The organism is Altibacter lentus (assembly GCF_000746845.1).
GTDB classification, from domain to species: domain Bacteria; phylum Bacteroidota; class Bacteroidia; order Flavobacteriales; family Flavobacteriaceae; genus Altibacter; species Altibacter lentus.
In genome coordinates this window covers 1,149,003-1,168,011 of the sequence record NZ_KN050846.1, presented here as the reverse complement: position 1 = coordinate 1,168,011, position 19,009 = coordinate 1,149,003, and the positions used below count along the sequence as shown (strand labels likewise).

At 43.3% G+C, this 19,009-nt stretch carries 19 protein-coding genes; 16 read left to right on the top strand and 3 right to left on the bottom strand.

Features of this window, described 5'->3' with window-relative positions:
* Positions 1 to 70: 70 nt before the first annotated feature.
* The 9 genes from rpmB to JS40_RS05570 all read left to right on the top strand — a co-directional run bounded on the left by rpmB (position 71) and on the right by JS40_RS05570 (position 9,089).
* On the top strand, positions 71 to 310 hold the full coding sequence (gene rpmB, locus JS40_RS05600) for a 50S ribosomal protein L28 (RefSeq protein ID WP_034259020.1): 240 nt from the start codon (positions 71 to 73) through the stop codon (positions 308 to 310).
* Positions 311 to 336: 26 nt separating this feature from the next.
* Entirely contained in the window at positions 337 to 519 is a 183-nt protein-coding gene (gene rpmG / locus JS40_RS15065) for a 50S ribosomal protein L33 (protein WP_084677443.1), read from the top strand.
* A gap of 7 nt (positions 520 to 526) precedes the next feature.
* Complete coding sequence (locus JS40_RS15060) at positions 527 to 679, top strand: DUF4295 domain-containing protein (RefSeq protein WP_084677442.1); 153 nt, start codon at positions 527 to 529, stop codon at positions 677 to 679.
* A 166-nt stretch (positions 680 to 845) separates the two neighbouring features.
* Entirely contained in the window at positions 846 to 1,799 is a 954-nt protein-coding gene (gene ftsY, locus JS40_RS05595) for a signal recognition particle-docking protein FtsY (protein WP_034259019.1), read from the top strand.
* Positions 1,800 to 2,074: 275 nt separating this feature from the next.
* The gene (locus JS40_RS05590) at positions 2,075 to 2,659 is read left to right on the top strand and encodes an SET domain-containing protein (protein ID WP_034259018.1); all 585 of its coding nucleotides are present in this window, start codon (positions 2,075 to 2,077) and stop codon (positions 2,657 to 2,659) included.
* A 106-nt stretch (positions 2,660 to 2,765) separates the two neighbouring features.
* A complete protein-coding gene (gene rimO, locus JS40_RS05585) occupies positions 2,766 to 4,067 on the top strand; it encodes a 30S ribosomal protein S12 methylthiotransferase RimO (RefSeq protein ID WP_034259017.1) in 1,302 nt (433 codons plus the stop codon).
* A gap of 85 nt (positions 4,068 to 4,152) precedes the next feature.
* The gene (locus JS40_RS05580) at positions 4,153 to 5,418 is read left to right on the top strand and encodes a hypothetical protein (RefSeq protein ID WP_034259016.1); all 1,266 of its coding nucleotides are present in this window, start codon (positions 4,153 to 4,155) and stop codon (positions 5,416 to 5,418) included.
* A gap of 8 nt (positions 5,419 to 5,426) precedes the next feature.
* Positions 5,427 to 6,668: a glycosyltransferase gene (locus JS40_RS05575; RefSeq protein ID WP_034259015.1), complete on the top strand. Its 1,242-nt coding sequence runs from the start codon at positions 5,427 to 5,429 to the stop codon at positions 6,666 to 6,668.
* A 225-nt stretch (positions 6,669 to 6,893) separates the two neighbouring features.
* On the top strand, positions 6,894 to 9,089 hold the full coding sequence (locus JS40_RS05570; protein WP_034259014.1) for a TIR domain-containing protein: 2,196 nt from the start codon (positions 6,894 to 6,896) through the stop codon (positions 9,087 to 9,089).
* Here the strand turns inward: JS40_RS05570 and JS40_RS05565 are convergent.
* Positions 9,086 to 10,036 (bottom strand): tetratricopeptide repeat protein, encoded by a 951-nt coding sequence (locus JS40_RS05565; RefSeq protein WP_034259013.1) that lies wholly within the window; start codon positions 10,034 to 10,036, stop codon positions 9,086 to 9,088. The genes JS40_RS05570 and JS40_RS05565 overlap by 4 nt on opposite strands.
* A 136-nt stretch (positions 10,037 to 10,172) precedes the next feature.
* On the opposite strand from JS40_RS05565, the gene JS40_RS05560 reads away from it, so the two are divergent.
* From JS40_RS05560 to JS40_RS15450, 6 genes are all read left to right on the top strand, one after another.
* Positions 10,173 to 10,508, top strand: coding sequence for a hypothetical protein (locus JS40_RS05560; protein ID WP_034259012.1), 336 nt, complete (start codon positions 10,173 to 10,175; stop codon positions 10,506 to 10,508).
* A 203-nt stretch (positions 10,509 to 10,711) separates the two neighbouring features.
* The gene (locus JS40_RS05555) at positions 10,712 to 10,996 is read left to right on the top strand and encodes a hypothetical protein (RefSeq protein ID WP_034259011.1); all 285 of its coding nucleotides are present in this window, start codon (positions 10,712 to 10,714) and stop codon (positions 10,994 to 10,996) included.
* A 323-nt stretch (positions 10,997 to 11,319) separates the two neighbouring features.
* Complete coding sequence (locus JS40_RS05545) at positions 11,320 to 11,625, top strand: hypothetical protein (RefSeq protein ID WP_152558139.1); 306 nt, start codon at positions 11,320 to 11,322, stop codon at positions 11,623 to 11,625.
* A gap of 158 nt (positions 11,626 to 11,783) precedes the next feature.
* Positions 11,784 to 12,101, top strand: coding sequence for a DUF3784 domain-containing protein (locus JS40_RS05540; RefSeq protein WP_034259008.1), 318 nt, complete (start codon positions 11,784 to 11,786; stop codon positions 12,099 to 12,101).
* Between the two features lie 68 nt (positions 12,102 to 12,169).
* The gene (locus tag JS40_RS05535) at positions 12,170 to 13,405 is read left to right on the top strand and encodes a DEAD/DEAH box helicase (protein ID WP_034259007.1); all 1,236 of its coding nucleotides are present in this window, start codon (positions 12,170 to 12,172) and stop codon (positions 13,403 to 13,405) included.
* A 167-nt stretch (positions 13,406 to 13,572) separates the two neighbouring features.
* Positions 13,573 to 13,716, top strand: a complete 144-nt coding sequence (locus tag JS40_RS15450) for a hypothetical protein (protein WP_160172954.1) — start codon at positions 13,573 to 13,575, stop codon at positions 13,714 to 13,716.
* 32 nt (positions 13,717 to 13,748) lie between these two features.
* Here JS40_RS15450 and JS40_RS05530 read toward each other — a convergent pair whose 3' ends face one another.
* On the bottom strand, positions 13,749 to 16,229 hold the full coding sequence (locus JS40_RS05530; protein ID WP_034259006.1) for a M14 family metallopeptidase: 2,481 nt from the start codon (positions 16,227 to 16,229) through the stop codon (positions 13,749 to 13,751).
* 145 nt (positions 16,230 to 16,374) lie between these two features.
* Here JS40_RS05530 and bshC point away from each other — a divergent pair, with 145 nt between their 5' ends.
* On the top strand, positions 16,375 to 17,970 hold the full coding sequence (gene bshC / locus JS40_RS05525) for a bacillithiol biosynthesis cysteine-adding enzyme BshC (protein ID WP_034259005.1): 1,596 nt from the start codon (positions 16,375 to 16,377) through the stop codon (positions 17,968 to 17,970).
* On the opposite strand, the gene JS40_RS05520 is transcribed toward bshC, so the two are convergent.
* Entirely contained in the window at positions 17,965 to 19,008 is a 1,044-nt protein-coding gene (locus tag JS40_RS05520) for a glutathione synthetase (RefSeq protein ID WP_034259004.1), read from the bottom strand. The two genes, bshC and JS40_RS05520, sit on opposite strands and share 6 nt — an antisense overlap.
* Position 19,009 lies beyond the last annotated feature (1 nt).

The window sequence follows — 19,009 nt, the reverse complement described above, 5'->3', positions numbered from 1 at the left end:
TTGTTGCCCAGTCCGATTAATTTTTTTAAATTTGCAGCCTGTTTTAAAATAACTAATTAAAGTACAAGCAATGTCTAGAGTTTGTGAGCTTACCGGAAAGAAAGCGATGGTTGGAAACAACGTTTCGCACGCGATGAACAAAACGAAGCGCAAGTTTGATGTAAACTTGATGAAAAAGCGTTTTTACATTCCTGAAGAAGACAAGTGGATCACCCTTCGTGTATCAACTTCAGCGATAAAAAATATTAATAAAAAAGGAATTTCTGCTGTTATCAAGGAAGCGCGCGAAAAAGGCTTCTTGAACAAATAACAGTTGGACCATAAAAGTCGATTACAATGGCTAAAAGAGGAAATAGAGTACAAGTGATCTTAGAGTGCACAGAGCATAAAGAGTCGGGAAAACCGGGAACTTCACGTTACATCACAACGAAGAATAAAAAGAACACGCCGGATAGAATGGAATTGAAAAAATTCAACCCTATCTTAAAGCGTATGACCGTTCATAAAGAAATAAAATAAGTAAGTCATGGCAAAGAAATCAGTAGCATCGTTACAAACAGGATCCAAGCGATTAACAAAAGCCATTAAAATGGTAAAATCGCCAGAAACAGGAGCGTATACGTTCGTGGAATCTATCATGACTCCGGAAGCAGTAAACGACTGGTTAAATAAAAAATAACCACTAGACACTATATTTTTAAAGCCACTTTTTTAAAGAGTGGCTTTTTCTATTTTGTATCTTTACGGGCGTTTCCCCGCCTTTTGCGGGGCCGGGCTATCCGCTGTATCCCCAAAGTCGGTTGGGGGATGCCGCTCCTATCCCTAACGCAACTAATTCACAAAAGATGAGCTTCTTCAAGAAAATATTTACAAAAGATAAAAAAGAAACCCTGGACAAGGGACTTGAAAAGTCCAAGAATTCTTTCTTCGATAAACTAAGCAAGGCTGTTGCCGGAAAAAGTAAGGTCGACGACGATGTGTTGGACAACCTTGAAGAGGTGCTCGTTTCCAGTGATGTAGGTGTAAATACCACGCTAAAGATCATCGAGCGTATTGAAGCACGGGTGTCGCGGGATAAATACTTAGGCACAGAGGAGCTCAACGCTATATTACGTGAAGAGATCGCTTCTCTTTTAAGCGAAACCAATACAGGCAACGAAACCGAATTTGCCATACCGGAAAAGAACACGCCATACGTGATCATGGTGGTAGGAGTGAACGGGGTGGGGAAAACCACCACCATAGGGAAACTGGCCTATCAATTCAAAAAAGCAGGGAAGAGTGTTATTCTGGGCGCGGCAGATACCTTTCGCGCAGCTGCCATCGATCAATTACAGATCTGGGCAGATCGAACCCAAGTCCCCATTGTACGACAGCAAATGGGGAGCGATCCGGCCAGTGTCGCTTTCGACACATTGCAAAGTGCCGTAAATCAAAATGCAGATATTGTTATTATCGACACGGCAGGACGGCTTCACAATAAGGTGAATTTAATGAACGAGCTTACCAAAGTGAAACGGGTCATGCAAAAAGTAGTGCCCGATGCACCGCATGAGGTGCTATTAGTCCTCGATGGTTCTACCGGACAGAATGCCTTCGAACAAGCCAAACAATTTACCGCTGCCACAGAAGTAACCTCACTGGCTGTCACCAAGTTGGATGGAACCGCCAAGGGTGGAGTTGTAATAGGAATTAGCGATCAGTTTCAGATTCCGGTGAAATACATTGGCGTTGGAGAAGGGATGGAAGACCTTCAGGTGTTCAATAAATTCGAATTTGTGGATTCCTTCTTTAAATAATTTGCTCAGAACCGGAAGGTTATTTTTAGTGGTGAAGGGATTTGTCAGGTAATCTGTCCGCTGTTTTCTTAGTTCTTACAACTGTCAGGATCAATCTGCATAAGCGCCCTTACCCACTTTGAGCCACCACTTCTAATTCGTAATTCTAAATTCGTATATCGTAACTCCCAATTCGTAAATCCTAATTCGTAAATCATAAATCCCAATTCGTAATTCGGTTATCGTATAAATATTTATGTACATTTGGGTATAACTAAATAGAACTTGAATTTTTTATGATCCATCCGCATACGGAGTTACGATTTATCAGTGAAGAAATAGGACATGGCGTTGTCGCCACAAAATTCATTCCTGCAGGAACCATTACCTGGGTTCTTGATAAACTCGACCGAACCTTCAGCATACAGGACTTTCAGAAATTAGACAAGCTGTACCAGAACATCCTGGAGTATTACACCTACCGAAACAGTAAAGGGCAGTATGTACTTTGTTGGGATCACGGCCGATTCGTGAATCATAGTTTTAAATCCAATTGTTTGTCTACCGCTTACGATTTCGAGATCGCCATACGCGATATTCATCCGGGAGAACAGTTGACAGATGATTACGGTTATTTGAACGTAGAGACACCCTTTCGCGCAGCAGAAGAAGGTACGAAGCGTAAAACGGTCTACCCGGACGATCTTAAGAACTATCACAAAGTTTGGGATAAGAAGATTGCATCGGTCTTCCCCAAGATCAACAAACTGGAACAACCCCTCGGGCATCTACTGCAACCTGCCACCCAAAAAGAGATCGATGCTGTTATCGCAGGGGAAAAGGAACTTGCTTCTATTTTAGAGATCTATTTCCCTCAGTAACACATCTGTGTTTCGTTTTCTATTGTTTTCCCGTTTTTAAGGGGTATCTTTGCACACTTTTTTACGGGAATAGCATAGTACCGGTATTTTTCAGAAAGAAACAAAGATGAGAACCAAATCACTTAAAAAGAATAAAATCAACGTGGTCACTTTAGGGTGTTCCAAGAATGTATACGACAGCGAAGTGTTGATGGGACAGTTGCGCGCCAACAACAAAGAGGTGGTACATGAAGAGGAAGGAAATATCGTGGTGATCAATACCTGTGGTTTTATTGCGAATGCCAAGGAGGAAAGTGTGAACACCATTTTGGAATATGTTCAAAAGAAGGAAGACGGTTTGGTGGATAAGGTTTTTGTCACAGGATGCTTGTCCGAACGTTACAAACCCGATCTTCAAAAAGAAATTCCTTTAGTAGATCAGTATTTTGGAACGACCGAATTGCCCGGGCTGTTAAAAGCATTGGGTGCCGATTACAAGCATGAACTAATAGGGGAACGCCTCACGACTACTCCCAAGAATTATGCATACCTCAAAATTGCTGAAGGTTGTGACCGACCTTGTTCCTTTTGTGCCATTCCCATTATGCGTGGGAAACACAAGAGTACTCCAATGGAAGATCTGGTCACCGAAGCCGAAAAGCTGGCTGCGGCGGGCGTAAAGGAGCTTATTCTCATTGCACAGGACCTTACGTATTACGGACTCGATCTCTATAAAAAAAGAAACTTGGCCGAATTGCTTCAGAAGTTAGTGAAAGTCGAGGGGATCGAATGGATACGTTTGCACTATGCCTTTCCTACCGGATTTCCTATGGACGTATTGGAAGTGATGCGCAACGAACCTAAAGTATGTAATTATATCGATATTCCGTTGCAGCACATAGCAGACCCAATCTTAAAGTCGATGCGCCGGGGAACCACCAAAGAAAAGACCACGCGGTTGTTGGAAGAGTTCAGAGCGGCTGTTCCCGAAATGGCGATACGTACAACGCTTATTGTAGGATATCCCGGAGAGACCGAAGAAGATTTCCAAACGTTGAAACAATGGGTGCAGGAAATGCGATTTGAACGTCTTGGCTGCTTCACCTATTCGCATGAAGAGAACACGCATGCTTATAACCTGGAAGATGATGTGCCCGAAGAGATCAAGATGCAAAGGGCCAATGAGATCATGGAGATCCAATCGCAAATATCATGGGAATTGAATCAGCAAAAGATTGGGAAGTTATTTAAAGTCGTGATCGACCGCAAAGAAGGTGGTTATTTTGTGGGGCGTACCGAATTCGATAGTCCGGATGTAGACAACGAAGTCCTTATCAATGCCAAAGACGGCTATCTGCGTACCGGAGAATTCTTCAATGTGAAGATCACCGCTGCCGAAGATTTCGATCTCTATGGAGAATTGACATAGCTTGTTTTAAGCTTCGTGGAAAGCGTTGATGCGTTATAATTGCCCGGATTATTTTAGTACTTTTAAGGGTCAATAACCATTTTATATGATTCTTCGATCCCTACTCCTTGCAACATGTATAATTCTATCTGTTTCGTGTAAAAACGAGATTAAAAAAGAAGTGGAGAACACTTCCGAAGCGAAACAAACGGTAATAGAAACTCTCCAAAATCCTGCCACCGGCAATAGCACTTTACCACGCCTATTTAGTAACGGATCACAATTATTCCTCTCCTGGGTGGAGCAAAAGGATTCAGTCTCTTTATTAAAATACTCGGTCATGGCTCGGGGAGCTTGGCAAAAACCGGTTATGGTAACTTCTGGAGCAGACTGGTTCGTGAATTGGGCCGATTTCCCTGCGATCGCAGAGAACAACGGAAATATTCTCACGAGCTTCCTTCAGAAATCGGCAGAAGGAACCTACACATACGATGTAAAGCTGAATCTCTTCACTTCAGGTCGTTCGGACACATCTAAAGAAAAATGGAAAAAGAATTTTATCCTTCATGACGATGGTACAAAAAGTGAACACGGTTTCGTATCCATGATTCCCAGTGGTCCCGATGGCTTTTTTGTGAGTTGGTTGGACGGACGTCACACGAGTGGCGGACACGACACCCATGACGGACATAGTGAAGGGGGGGCGATGACATTGCGGGGAGCCGTGGTGACTGCCGAAGGAGAGATCACTCAGGAATTTGAACTGGATTCGCGCGTGTGTGACTGCTGTGGAACTTCGGCTGCGATGACCTCCAAAGGTCCCGTAGTGGTGTATCGGGACCGATCCGGGGACGAGATTCGGGATGTATCCATTGTACGTTGGGAGGCAGGAGCCTGGACCGCTCCAAAAACAGTGGCGGCAGACGATTGGAAGATAGCAGGATGCCCCGTGAACGGACCCGCTGTGGACGCAAAAGGAGATGCATTGGCAGTGGCCTGGTTTACTGCGCCGCAAGGAGAAGGAGATATTAAGGTAGCCTTCTCCAGCAATGGAGGCGTTAGCTTTGGACGTTCGTTTCGAATTGATGGAGAGAATGCCAACGGCAGAGTGGATGTCGTTATGCTCAATCAAGAAGCAGCTGCCGTATTGTGGATGGAACCTCGAGGTGAAGAAACAGTCCTTCAACTTATAAAAGTGAATATCCATGGTTATACCGAACCGCCTGTCACTATTGCAATAACCAGTGTTGAACGTACCAGCGGATTTCCGCAAATGGAATTGGTAGGCGATACGCTTTATCTGGCCTGGACGGAGGTAGAAGAAAACAGTAAAAGCATTAAAACGGCTTCAGTAGCTATAAGTGATCTTTAGGAAAAAAATTGAAAACACTACTCATTATTGGGCACACCTTCCCCGAACCTTCCACCACGGCAGCAGGAACCCGAATGATGCAACTCGTCGATCTCTTTCTAAAGGCCGATTATACCATTACTTTTGCCAGTACGGCGCTTCGTTCTGAGCGTGCTGCCGATTTGGATCTCTTCGGAATTAAATCTGTAGGAATTCAGCTCAATGATCCTTCGTTCGATCGTTTTATAACCCCATTGAGCCCCACCGTTGTCGTATTTGACCGTTACATTACTGAAGAGCAGTTTGGTTGGCGGGTAGCTGAAGCATGTCCCCTTGCACTGCGCATTTTGGATACCGAAGATTTACACTTCCTGCGCAAGGCACGTCAGACAGCCTATGAAGAGAAGATAGCTGTACAACAAGCTTATCTCTTCACCGAAACCGCTAAACGCGAATTGGCGAGTATTCTTCGTTGTGACCTTTCTTTGATCATTTCTGAAGTGGAAATATCGTTATTACAAAGTGTTTTTTCAATTCCGAAGACCTTGCTGTACTATCTTCCTTTCTTGATTGACCCTCCGTCTGAAACACGTATCAAGAGCTTACCGCGATTTGCAGACCGTAAAGATTTCATGACGATAGGCAATTTATTGCACGCGCCTAACAAAGAGGCGGTAAAGGAACTTAAACATACAATCTGGCCTAAGATCAGGCAACGTTTGCCACAAACACAAATACATGTGTATGGTGCTTATGCAAATCCGGAATTACAGACATTTCACAATGAAAGAGAAGGGTTTATCATACATGGCTGGGCACCTTCTGTTGAAGAGGTGATGCATAAGGCGAGGATTTGTTTGGCACCACTCTATTTTGGCGCAGGACTCAAGGGAAAGATAGTAGATGCTATGCAGTACGGCCTGCCTGTAGTAACTACTGCCATTGGTGCCGAAGGAATCTATAATGAAGACAGGTCCCCAACCAATGTACAGGACAGTGTTGACGATTTTGTGGCAGCTTCGGTCGAACTCTACACACAAGAGAATAAATGGCTTGAATTGCAACAAAACGGTTTCCATACAATAGCGACACGGTTTCGGAAAGAGGACCATTCAGAAAAATTCACAAAGCGGCTCCGTCTTCTTTTACAGCAACTCAAGGAACACAGAAATAAACACTTTATTGGCCAGATTCTTCAGCATCACAGTCTTCAAAGCACAAAATACCTAAGCAAATGGATCGAGGTGAAGAATAACCTAACAGGTTTATAGGATCAGGCTCAAGTTTCACGGCCGGGCGGGGAAACGCCAACTTTTAGTAAGCAACTTTTTTGCACTTAACGACCTCTGTGCTGAGTTCATGGCTACATCGAATGTCTAGCTTCAACTCCTTGTTCCCATAATTCAATGCACCACCTCTTTCAATTAAAATCGTATCTTTAAACCACTTGCATTAACCAAATAAGGGATCTTTTTGCATACGATCCTCCCGTTTAAATGTACAATGCTTTTATATCCTATTCGCATGCTGCCGATGGCAAGTTAGCACCTGCTTTACAGCTAGCGCTGGAAAAATTTGCAAAACCTTGGTTCAAGCTTAGGAACCTGCACATTTTTCGTGACGAATCCAGTCTGGCCGTTACGCCACAATTATGGCAGAATATTAAAAATGCATTGAGCGAATCAGAATACCTGATTTACCTGGCATCTCCGCGATCGGCTGCCAGTAAGTGGGTTTGCCGTGAAATAGAATATTGGCTGGAACATAAATCATTGGAAACCCTCCTTATCGTCCTTACAGAAGGGGACATTTCTTGGAGTGACAGCGCAGGCTCCTTCTATTCGTCGAACAACGCGTTGCCAGAAGTATTACAGAAATACTTTAAGTCGGAACCCTTATATGTGGATCTGCGAAGTTTTAATGAACAAGAGGATGTTTCACTGGCCAATCTGAAATTCAGAGAGAAGGTTTTGTTGCTCGCGGCCCAGTTACATGGGAAGGCTCCCAACGACATGGCCGGAGTAGAGATCAGGGAACACAAACGAATGATACGTACCCGTAACGCCGCTATTTTATTGTTATCTGTATTATTCATTGCTGCGGTCTCCGCTGCCATAATTGCAAACAGGAATGCCCGAGACCTCAGTGTTCAAATTAAACTCACACGGGACAGTTCTCGAGTGGCTCAAGAAGAAAGGGACAGGGCACAGGCCAATTTTCTTATTGCCGAAGCTCAACTGGAAAGTAACCCTACCAAAGCACTGCGTATTGCGTCACGAGCCTATCATAAACGTAAAGACTCCGTTATTTTAAGTAGAGCGTATCGTATCTATCAGAATAATAATATTTACACCCCGTTACAGGTTTCGGACACTCTTGGTTTTCCCATGACCGTATCTTTTATAAGCGACAGCAGTTATTTTATAATCCACCACAGCGCTAAGAACGAGCTTTTGAATGTGAGCGGAGATAACAGGGTTAGGGGAAATGTTTCAGAAGAGGGAAAAAAGCAAGAACGATTTGTCCTTCGTGATCTCACAGGTGCGGAAGTTGCGCAGTATGCTCCGGCATATAAAAATGTCTTTCAGGAAAAAAAACAGCAATTACTAGAAGGAATTCGCTTTACAGTAAACTATTCGGACGACCGATTTTATCTTCGGAATAAGCAAAACAACAGCCTTCTCAAGACGCTCGTATTCTATCAGGACGGAGCGAAAGAAAAAGCGAGCTTTATTTCACCGGATAATAAAAAGATTGTATCTGTTTGGAACGATGGGGCCATCCGAATGTGGGATATAGAGACCGAATTTCTTTCGGTATACAAAACCGGCAGCTTGCCAACCATTGAATTTGGTATGTCAATGGGAGAGGCAGCTTTTTTAGATTACAGCTCCTTGATTTCGTTGTCAACAGATGGAAAACACATGGTGGTAGCGACAGATTCAGAACTTCAGTATTGGGACTTACAAAACAAAGCATTAATCAATTCTTACTTGCTCAAGGACAACGAATTTGTGAACTGTGCAGGTTTTGATGAGACGTCGTCTTTTATTCATTTCAACACTACAACGGATAGTAGTTACACGTGGAATATAAATGAGGAGACCGCTAGTCGAATGACAAAGACCCAATCTCCGTGTAACTCGAGTGATGAGGATACAGATGCACAACCATATAAGATTGGAGGAAAGTGGAAAGAACGACTTTTTTTGGAAACAGCTTCCGTAGAACCCCAGTGGGTGGTAAAGTCGAATGAGCCTATTGAAGCCTATGTTCGTCTCCCGAAAACGGAACGGATTTTAACCATTTCTAATGATACGTTACGACTCTATAAAGATCCTTCTTATGATCTTAAGCGAAAACGTTTCTTAGCACCCCTTCGAAAACTAGTCAAGGAGGATCCAAAGGACGATTTTAGAAAGGTCACGTTTTCTCCTGATGAAACCAAAATGCTAATAAGCTTTATTGATTATGATGAGATGGAGCTCACCTACGAGCTTTGGGATCTGGTCGCCGGAGAACGTATGAGTGATTTCCCTTCCATTTTCGCCATGTTTAGTAGTGATGACCCTATCATCTGCTTCTCTCCCGACAGTAAGAAAATCCTTATTACCTATGGTAACAGACTCACCGTTTGGAATTGCCCGAAACCCTTACAGGAGATCCCTCTTTTCAGTAAAAACGACAATTAGTAGAGTTTTGCCAAGTCGCTCTCTGCCGCAATATATCCAAAGGAAGTCCAGTCGTCCTGTTCCATCATGATCTCGAAGACCTTTTCGGCTTGGGCAGCATTGCCTGTGTAATAAAGCCAGTTCCCCACAGCATAGGACAATGCAGATTTGGACGCTTCGGGAGCCTGCGGATTATTGTTTAGGGCGTTGAGCTCGATAGCTCCTTTGTAAAATAGACAGGCTCGGTGATAGGCTTGGTTCTCGATCACGTCCATATCTTCGGTAATGGGTTTCACCACGGCTTCGGCAGCGGTCTCATTTCCCATCCGGCGGTGTATCATATAGAGCCAATGTGACGTAGCGACAATATTGTCCGGATTGGTGGAAGTGTGTAATGCTTTATTGAATGCTGACAGCGCATTTTCCATATCGTGCTTTAAATAATATGCCAATCCCAAATGATAATAGATATTCCCGTGCAAGGTACTTACGGGAATGTTCTTTTCGTTTGGCATACCGTCGGGTTCAACCGTATCTTTTGTTCCCTCAATAAGTTGTGCTGCTTTTTTGAGATCGGTTATGGCCTTTTCGAATTTACGTAACGTAATGTAACGATGACCCCTGTGTCTAAGCAATCGGGCTTCGTTTGGGTATTTCTCTAAACCTTTGCTATAGACTGCAATAGCCTCATTATAATTTCCTGAATAAGCCGTAAACCTACCGTGCCAAATGATATTCTCGAGGGCATCCGGGTTTTGCAGATACGTTTCTTTTTTCTCGTTGGCTTGGTCGATCAGTTCTTTGGAAGGAGAAGGAGCATACAATGTGTCCCCCAACAGTGATATAGCTTCGTAGGAGGGGCCGGAGATCATTGCTTCTTTTGGAGCAGAGACGGGATTGTTCTCTTTTTTTGAATTGTTACACGCTATACATAAAAAGGCGATAAGAAGGAAAATGAGTGGTTTCATATATACATTTGTGAAAGGTAAAGATAAGGATTAAACGGCTGTTTTGGAGGTGTGATGAAGCACGCCTTAAATTTTTTATACAGTTAATCATGAAATCGTTTTTTTGCTATTTTTATGGGTGCTAATATGTTAAGCGATGAAAACTATTCAACACGGTATCATAGGTGCTGCATGCATCGTACTTTTTTTGTCTTGCGGGTCAACACGTACTACCGGAAATTCAAATCAAATACTTCGTGATGCACTGGATGTACCTGCTGTTTTTGAACCCGCCGAAGGCGTGTCTTTGGATGAGACATCTTGTAAAAGCCTCATGGTCGACACCAGAAACGGAACAAGGATCGTATTGGTATCTTCCGGACAAGGTGTAGGGGATTATCGGGTTCCTCCGCTGGCGTACGGACTTAAAGATGGAGAGTTGCTGCGACTGGACTGCAGCAGCGGTGCGGTGTTGGGTATTGTAATGGAATAACGTATACCATATCCTTATAGAACTCCATTGGCATTTCCCTGCAGTGGATTATGGTAGATACACATACTTGTTGAGATGAAGTGACAAAGTGAATTTGGACCATAACCTTAGAAGGCGAAGGAGATTCAATTAGACTGTAAGAATATTGTAAAATGAAAGGGACAACCGGAACGATTGAAATAGCCAAATCAAATTGATCTAAAATGAAAAACAAACGATTTATCATAATTATAGCAACAGTTGTGTTCCTATTGTTTTTGCCCTTTGTCGCCATGCAGTTTACTACACAGGTACGCTGGACATTGTTCGATTTTGTGATCATGGGAGTCCTTCTGTTAGGAACTGGCTTGTTGTGCGAATGGATCCTTCGGAAGGTGAATAAGACCCCCCAACGTATCCTCCTCTGTGTTACTGTCATAGCGGTATTTCTTCTAATTTGGGCCGAATTGGCCGTTGGCGTGTTTGGAACCTATTTTGCGGGACAATGAGCATGTTACAAGATGAATATTTTTCTATATTTATATCAATTTAGGACACCATGATCTTTTTAATACTCCTAGGTCTAGTTACGCTTACTCTTGCGGGTATTATTGTTGCAGTTCGTACCAAGAATAAACAAACCCGCCGCACCGTAATAGTGTCGGTGGTCCTTATTAACATTGTAAGTGCAGTGTCACTATTCTATCTCATTCGTATGTTTGGAGGGGGTAGGTGGTAATTTTTTCATTATGAAAAATCTATTTTATCTGTTATTTTTATTACACTGTGTGCAGGGTGCAATAATGATTCGGGAACAAACACAGAAGAAGCGTTGCGCATCCGACTAGCGAATAAAAGTCAATATTTATATGAGTCAATTCGTGTAAATACCTCCACAGGTTCGGTCTCTTTTGGCGATCTTTCGGCGATGCAAGAGAGTGCATACAAAGAATTTGAACTCGCATATCGATATGCCTTCATAGAACTTGAGATTGGAGGTGTTATTTTTACCATTCAGCCTATAGATTATGGGGGTGAAACACCCTTAAAGAACGGTAAATACACCTACGAAATTCGCGCAAATGATTCGCAGGATCGCTACGGAAAACTAAGTCTGTCCTTGGTAAGAGATGAGTAATCACAGTAAATGCCGTAAAGTGTCAACACATTCTTTCGGTAACAAAAAAATCAATAAAAGGAAATACCACTTTAGAGATATTTTATTTTATGGATTCGAAACCGGCTATTTGTTTGCGTCTCTTTGTTAAAAACAGTACCTTTTTTTAAATTGCATTCATGATAACTCAAATCTTTATAGCACTTTTGTTCATCGCCTTGGGAGTGCTTATTAAATACGGAAAAGCCTATGGCTTGATCGCAGGCTATAATACAATGTCCAAAGAGGAAAAAGCTCACTACGATATTAAAGGTATTGCCACACTTTTTCGAAATGTGATGTTTACCATGGCGGCTATACTTCTGTTGGGAGTGTTATTGTCTTATTTGCTGAAGGAACCTTCCATAGAAACTATTACATTATTCGTGGCAATCCTTACCGGGGTTCCCTATCTTTTAGTACGGTCTAATTCGAAGATCTACCGAAAGGAGAAATAAGCGGTCAAGCAATAGGATGTGTTCCTTCTATTTCTGCTACCTTTACCATTCGATCCTAAATTCAATTCATGCACTTTACCGAGCTCGCACTCAACAAACCAATACTAAAAGCCTTATATGAAAAAGGCTATGAAACCCCAACACCCGTTCAAGAGATGACCATTCCCATTGTTCTGGAAGGTAAGGATGTGATCGCTTCTGCCCAAACAGGAACCGGAAAAACGGCAGCTTTTGCGTTGCCAATGTTGCAACGTTTGTTCCACCGGCAGGATGTAAAAAAAGGGAGTGGAAAGGTGCGTGCTGTGGTCGTGAGTCCAACACGCGAATTGGCGGTACAGATCGCCGAAGAATTTAAATTATACGGTAAATACACCAACCTGCGTTCGGCAGTGGTCTTTGGCGGTACTTCCTTAGAGCCGCAAAAAGATATTTTAAATAAAGGGGTCGATATTTTGATCGCCACCCCGGGACGTTTGCTGGACCTTCGCAAACGGGAAATTGTGGATCTTAGCGAGGTGGAGATCCTTGTTATCGATGAAGCCGATCTCATGCTGGATATGGGTTTTATCGATGATGTGCAAAAGATCGAACGCTTATGTCCTGAATCCAAGCAGATTTTATTGTTCTCTGCAACACTTCCCGTAAAAGTGGTGCAACTTGCCAAAACGATCTTAAAAGAACCGGAGCGAGTGGAAGTGACACCTTTGGGTACTTTGGGAAAACAAGTGGAACAACTGTTATACTATGTGCCTAAACGCAATAAAATTGAATTATGCTTGCATTTGCTTCGGAACGAGATCAAAGGTAATATCTTGATCTTCCGAAGAACAAAAAATGGAGTCGATAAACTTGAACAAACGCTACTGAAGAATAATTACAACGCAATTAGCTTACATGGTGATAAGACCCAAAGCGCACGTCAGTTAGCACTTAACGATTTTAAAGCCGGAGAAGCGTCCATTCTTATAGCTACCGATGTCGCCTCACGCGGAATCGATATCGACGGACTGGATGCTGTGATCAATTTCGATCTACCTAACATCCCGGAAACATATATTCACCGAATAGGTAGAACAGGTAGGGCAGGTCTCAAAGGGATGGCGTATTCCTTTTGCGCAGCCGATGAGAAAGCCTATGTAAAAGAGATCCAGAAGATCATTCAGGGGGCGCTTCAGGTGGTGGAGGATCATCCGTACCCGCTTGATCCGAAAGCAAAACCACCCGTCCATAAGAAAAAGGGTAGCAAACACAAAAAGGGTCGTAAATCTGCTGCTTCCAAAAAGAATAAAAAACGATGGTATTAAAAGAAAGACCAGAGGTAGGTAGTACATCTAAGTAACGCCCCTTTTATCGAATAAGTAAGAAAAAGATTACAATTTTAAATTGTAATTGTAAATTTTATCCTACATTTATTCATACCCCTTACGCTTTACTTAGGACACAACTGCTTGTGCTTTTAATTTTTACAAAGATGGAAAAAGCACTTAACTACCGTTTTACACGCCGTTCTGCCAATTATATGGAATGGTTGTGTCACGTGATCAAATCGGAATATTATTTTCAAGTGGATTCTAGGATCCTTCCCACTGAGAACAGTGCACGGCAAACCTATTAGTGAAATTTGCCAAGCTCTGGGTATTCCAAATGCTACAATGTAAACGCATTATTGTTCACGAAGAACACAGCATTTACTAAGAATAACTTGCCATTTTCCCAAAACGAACGGAACAGCACATCGTCGACCAGATAGATAATACTGCCTCGTCCCATGCGTGCTTCTCCAAAGACCAAAGAATTCTTTAATCCTGCTTTGGCATCTGCGCCGGAAAAACCGGAAACACTCACGGCATCTCCCTTGATATACCCTACGTTATAGCCACTTTCCAGAAATTGATAAGATTCATTTCCTTGTTTTAAACTGAAATACGTATCGCCATACCCATAAGCCAGAGGGTGTGAACCGTCTACTGTCACTCTGTAGATACTTCCCGTGATAAAATCTTTTACACTTTCTCGCTCCCTTTGATCGTATGGAATGAGATTTCCTTTTTCAGTTTCCTCTTTTTCTTCTTCCGAAGCATTATTCTTAAGGTCAAATCCGTCCTTGCCTTCAAAAGTGCTTACGGCACGTCCCATAGCGATCAGCTTACCTCCATCGCGAATCCAATCCTTGAGGTCGTCCATAACACTCTCATTGAATACGCGTCCGTACCAACCTTCGGGCAGAATGATCACATCGTATTTTCTAAGGTCTATCCGAGGGAAATCTTCGGTATCTATAGATGTGATAGGATATTTTAACTGCTGCTCAAAGAAATGCCACAGGGTCCCATAGCTCAATGAAGAAGTTCCGTTTCCTTTCAACACAGCAATGCGCTGTTTGTTCACCAATTTTACATCGGGAGAACCAAAATCGGTATTGGTATCCCCAAAACTAGTAGGGGATGCAAATAAGGCTCGTTGATGTGCATTGGCGATCTGTGTCACCTTCGTGTCAAAATCTTGGTGCATACGGTTATCGCTTCGGGTGATGATCAGGCTTCCTTTGTCAAATTTATTACCGGCAAAGCTCACATCCTTTTCAGTGAACCGTACACGAATACCCTCTTGCAGTAATTCCGCCAGAAAACCGGCATCTTGTAAACTGTTCCATTTTGCAATATAACCCGCCGAGCCAGGTGCGGGTGAATTTAAAGCACTTGCTGTTGGCGCATTCCCGGTGGAGGAAACAAGCGTTGTGCTGGCGATGGTTTCTAAGCCGTAGGCATGGGGGATGCTCCAGGCGGTGATGTCGTAGGTTAACGGATCACTCAATTTCGCATCCGGTTCAAATAAGACCTTAACCATTTTTCCTTTTGGCTGATTGGTACTTACTACCAGTGCGCCGTTGGCATCCATATTGCCTTTTTCATTTTTTGAATAGTTGAAACCACTCACGGTACCTCCACTCGCAAAACCATACTGTATCTCATGCTTGTCAAGAAGATCGGTCAGCGATTTTATCTTGTCCGGATTTCCTTTTAACACATAGCTTTTATAGAGGAGGTCACTATTATTAAAGAATTTTTTGAATTCGGTATTAAGCTTTGCGGCATTTTGCGATGCGATCTCCACGGTAGAAAGACCCGTGGTGGTATGGTGAGCGACACGGTCCACCAAGGTCAGTACATAGCCCTCGTCGGTCTCGATGCCCAGTCCGGCCATTCCATGACCTGCTTGTTCATAGGTCATACCAATGGCCCCCATAAACGTAGGGTAGGTGTCCCCATAACTTGGGTACAAAAGATCAAACCGCTCTCGGGTGAAGAACAGCCATCCTTCCTTATCGAAATAGCGTGCATGATTCTTCCCTATCTGGGTTTGGAAGTCGCGCTGCCAAGGAGAAATCACTTCGTGGTAAGGCTCTGCTGCGGGCGCAAAATAATAGGGTTCGTTGATGCCTTGTTCGTGAAAATCCACGTGTACGTGTGGCATCCACTGGTTATAGATCTTAAGCCGTTGTCTGCTTTCCACCTGAGTGGCCCAGGCCCAATCCCGGTTAAGATCAAATAGATAATGGTTAGGTCTGCCGCCCGGCCAGGGTTCATTGTGTTCTGTCGCATCTTGGGCAGTATTATAAGGTGTAGCTTTTACCTGGTTGTACCAGTTTGCATAACGATCACGGCCATCGGGATTGACACATGGGTCAATGATCACTACCGTGTTTTGCAGCCAATCTTTCTTTTCGGTAATAAGGGTATATAAGGTTTGCATCGCAGCCTCGGTGCTGGAAGCTTCGTTGCCATGTACATTATAGCTAAGCCAAACAATGGTGGTAGTAGGAGAAGCATTTCCGGAGAGCATGCCAATGTTCTTTAAATTATCGGTACGTATGGTCTCAATGTTTGCAAGATTCTGCATACTTGACACTACGGCATAGGTAAGCGGCCTCCGCTCATTTGTCTTGCCGTAGGTTTGGTAGGTGACCATATTACTGTTGGCTGCTACGTGTTCGAAATAGCGAACCACATCGGCATGTCTTGAAAATTGTGTGCCTATCTCATACCCTAAGAACTCTGAAGGCGATTGAAGTTGTGCAGAAATGGTTATGGAAAAAAATAATAAGAGAAGCGTAAGTAAACGTGTCATGAAATGCATGGATTAATTTGAAGGTTAAAGCTAAGAAACTATTCCCAAATACAATTTCTGAATTTCGTTTTTTTAAGATTAACGTATCTTTAAACCTTAAACCCGTTAAACTGTTTATTTTTGTTACAGTTTTCTAACTTCGCTTATGTCCGTTACTACTTTTCCGTATTCTGAAACCGGTTACTTTTCAAAGCTTATATGCGATTATCTTGAAAAAGTGCCTTCACTTTCGGCATTTTATCACCGGGAACCGGATATTTCGGCCTTCAAAGAACAACTTGAAGAAAAACGAACGCAGTTCACGGCGGCTCAGCGAAAAGTATTGGCTACTCGCCTTTTGGCGCAATACAAAGATCTGCCGTTGTCCCAGGCAACGCTTAGCAATATCGATCTGCTCAAAGAATCGAATACCTTCACGATCACAACCGGTCATCAACTCAACCTTTTTACAGGACCCTTGTATTTTTTATATAAGATATTTTCGGTTATCAATCTGGCAGAGACCCTTTCTGCAACGCATCCCAACGACCATTTTATACCTGTGTTCTGGATGGCGACCGAAGATCATGACTTTGAAGAAATCAATTATTTTAATCTCTTCGGAAAAAAAATTTCATGGGAAAACGCTTCCGGTGGTGCTGTGGGACGCATGGCTACGGAAGGGCTTTCCAACCTATTACCGGAACTGAAGGAAGCTTGGGGCGAGGGTGAAACAGGAAAAAAATTGCTGTCCTGGTTCTCTGAAGCTTATACCCAACACAACACCTTGGCCGATGCTACAAGGTATTTGGCCAATACACTTTTTGCTCAATACGGGCTGGTGATCATCGATGGAGATGATGCCGAGCTAAAAAAGCAATTTATTCCCTATGCCGAAAATGAACTGACCCAAAAACAGTCGTTCCAACACATCACGCGCACGACACAACAGCTCACAGACCTCGGTTATCCCGAACAAGTACACCCAAGGGAGATCAATTTGTTCTATTTGAAGAACGGGCTGCGGGAACGGATCATCGAGCGTGACGGAACTTATTTTATAAATGAGACGCGGCAATCTTTCACGGCAGAAGAAATACTTACTGAGCTGCATACCTACCCGGAGCGGTTTTCCCCTAATGCGCTGCTGCGACCTCTTTATCAGGAAATAATTCTACCTAACCTCTGCTATGTTGGCGGCGGCGGAGAATTGGCCTATTGGTTTCAGCTGAAGGATTATTTCGACGCCACAAAAGTCCCGTTCCCTGTACTGCTTCTACGTAATTCGGTGCTGCTGCTTCCGAAGCAACTTTCAGAAAAACTTAATAAATTGAAGGTACCGATCAAGGACCTTTTTAAAAGCCCTTCAGCATTGCGTACACAATGCACGCACCGGGATTCAGACATTGAGATAGACTTTTCTAAGCAACGCACACATTTGCAACAACAGTTTAAAGAGCTCTACGATCTCGCCGAAAGGACCGATGCTTCGTTCGTAGGGGCGGTGGCGGCACAGGAAAAGAAACAACTTAACGGACTGGATCATCTGGAGAAACGTCTGCTGAAAGCGCAAAAACGAAAACTCGCTGATGCGCTGGACCGGGTATCAGCGCTGCAATCGCAATTATTCCCCAAGGAAAGCCTACAAGAACGAAACGCAAATTTCTCTGAATTCTATCTGGTGCATGGCGATAGTTTGCTCTATGAGCTCAAAGAAAAGCTCGATCCCCTTCATCCCGAGTTTACGGTCATTACTTTATAAAGTAGCCAAGCGGCTGTTGAAGAGATAGTCCTCGTACGTATTGTTATAGTGAACCTTCTTTTCGATGGATCTGATCACTTGGGTGGAGAAATCGGTTTCATACATATCGCCCATTACATTAAGACCGCCGGGACTAAAAACATTGATCTCCATCAATTTATCACCTACAATGTCAATCCCTACCAAGAACATCCCGTCTTGTACCAATTTGGGGCGAACGATCTCAGCCAGTTCTAAAATTTGATCGGAAATTTTTGCCTTTTGCGGTCTTCCGCCTGCATGAATATTACTGCGAATATCCCCACTGGCATTGACACGCTTCATAATAGCATACTGTCCGTCTTCCGCCTGTAACGGGACGCCGTTCATAAGAAAAAGACGGATATCACCATTTTTGGCTTCCGGCAAGTATTCCTGTGCGATCACAAATCCGTCTCTACTTATAGCATCAATGGTCTGGGCCAGGTTGTGTTCGTTCTTCTTATCCATCATAAAAACATTGGTCCCCCCGGAACCTTGCAACGGCTTTAATATCATTTTTTGCTTCTGCTCTTTAAAGAACTCTTTTATCTCCTTATGATCGCGGGTAATGATGGTCTTTGGTCGAAGGATCTCAGGAAAATGCTGAAAATACATCTTATTTACAGCGCCTGCGAGACTGCTTGGGTGGTTGAGAACAATCACATTGTCTCGCGTAGCGATCTCGCCAAAGATGAAAGCAGCATTTTGAGCCCAGTCACGTTCGTTGATCTCATCCGAAGGATCATTCCGAAGAAATAGAACATCCAGCTCCTTAGACGTTATCTTGGTGAATTCTTCTTTTTGCACCGCCTTGAAATAGGTCTCCTGCGATTTGAAATTCTTACCGGTGATCGTTTTACACCGAGCCGATAAGTGGCCGTCACTGGCATAGGCCAATTCACCTACGCCAATAAAATATACATCGTGATCCCTCTTGTAAGCTGCAAACCCCAAAGCGGGGGTAGTGAAATTGGGTTTTTCGGTAGTATGGTCATTAATAATGAATGCAATTTTCATA

Bases quoted from the DNA above. Each gene is read 5' to 3' on its own strand.
- rpmG (WP_084677443.1), top strand. From the start codon at position 337: ATGGCTAAAAGAGGAAATAGAGTACAAGTGATCTTAGAGTGCACAGAG.
- JS40_RS15060 (WP_084677442.1), top strand. From the start codon at position 527: ATGGCAAAGAAATCAGTAGCATCGTTACAAACAGGATCCAAGCGATTA.
- rimO (WP_034259017.1), top strand. From the start codon at position 2,766: ATGAGAACCAAATCACTTAAAAAGAATAAAATCAACGTGGTCACTTTA.
- JS40_RS05520 (WP_034259004.1), bottom strand. From the start codon at position 19,008: ATGAAAATTGCATTCATTATTAATGACCATACTACCGAAAAACCCAAT.
- JS40_RS05555 (WP_034259011.1), top strand. From the start codon at position 10,712: ATGAAAAACAAACGATTTATCATAATTATAGCAACAGTTGTGTTCCTA.
- ftsY (WP_034259019.1), top strand. From the start codon at position 846: ATGAGCTTCTTCAAGAAAATATTTACAAAAGATAAAAAAGAAACCCTG.
- JS40_RS05540 (WP_034259008.1), top strand. From the start codon at position 11,784: ATGATAACTCAAATCTTTATAGCACTTTTGTTCATCGCCTTGGGAGTG.
- JS40_RS05570 (WP_034259014.1), top strand. From the start codon at position 6,894: ATGTACAATGCTTTTATATCCTATTCGCATGCTGCCGATGGCAAGTTA.
- JS40_RS05565 (WP_034259013.1), bottom strand. From the start codon at position 10,036: ATGAAACCACTCATTTTCCTTCTTATCGCCTTTTTATGTATAGCGTGT.
- bshC (WP_034259005.1), top strand. From the start codon at position 16,375: ATGTCCGTTACTACTTTTCCGTATTCTGAAACCGGTTACTTTTCAAAG.
- JS40_RS05560 (WP_034259012.1), top strand. From the start codon at position 10,173: ATGAAAACTATTCAACACGGTATCATAGGTGCTGCATGCATCGTACTT.
- JS40_RS05530 (WP_034259006.1), bottom strand. From the start codon at position 16,229: ATGACACGTTTACTTACGCTTCTCTTATTATTTTTTTCCATAACCATT.
- JS40_RS15450 (WP_160172954.1), top strand. From the start codon at position 13,573: ATGGAAAAAGCACTTAACTACCGTTTTACACGCCGTTCTGCCAATTAT.
- rpmB (WP_034259020.1), top strand. From the start codon at position 71: ATGTCTAGAGTTTGTGAGCTTACCGGAAAGAAAGCGATGGTTGGAAAC.
- JS40_RS05580 (WP_034259016.1), top strand. From the start codon at position 4,153: ATGATTCTTCGATCCCTACTCCTTGCAACATGTATAATTCTATCTGTT.
- JS40_RS05590 (WP_034259018.1), top strand. From the start codon at position 2,075: ATGATCCATCCGCATACGGAGTTACGATTTATCAGTGAAGAAATAGGA.
- JS40_RS05535 (WP_034259007.1), top strand. From the start codon at position 12,170: ATGCACTTTACCGAGCTCGCACTCAACAAACCAATACTAAAAGCCTTA.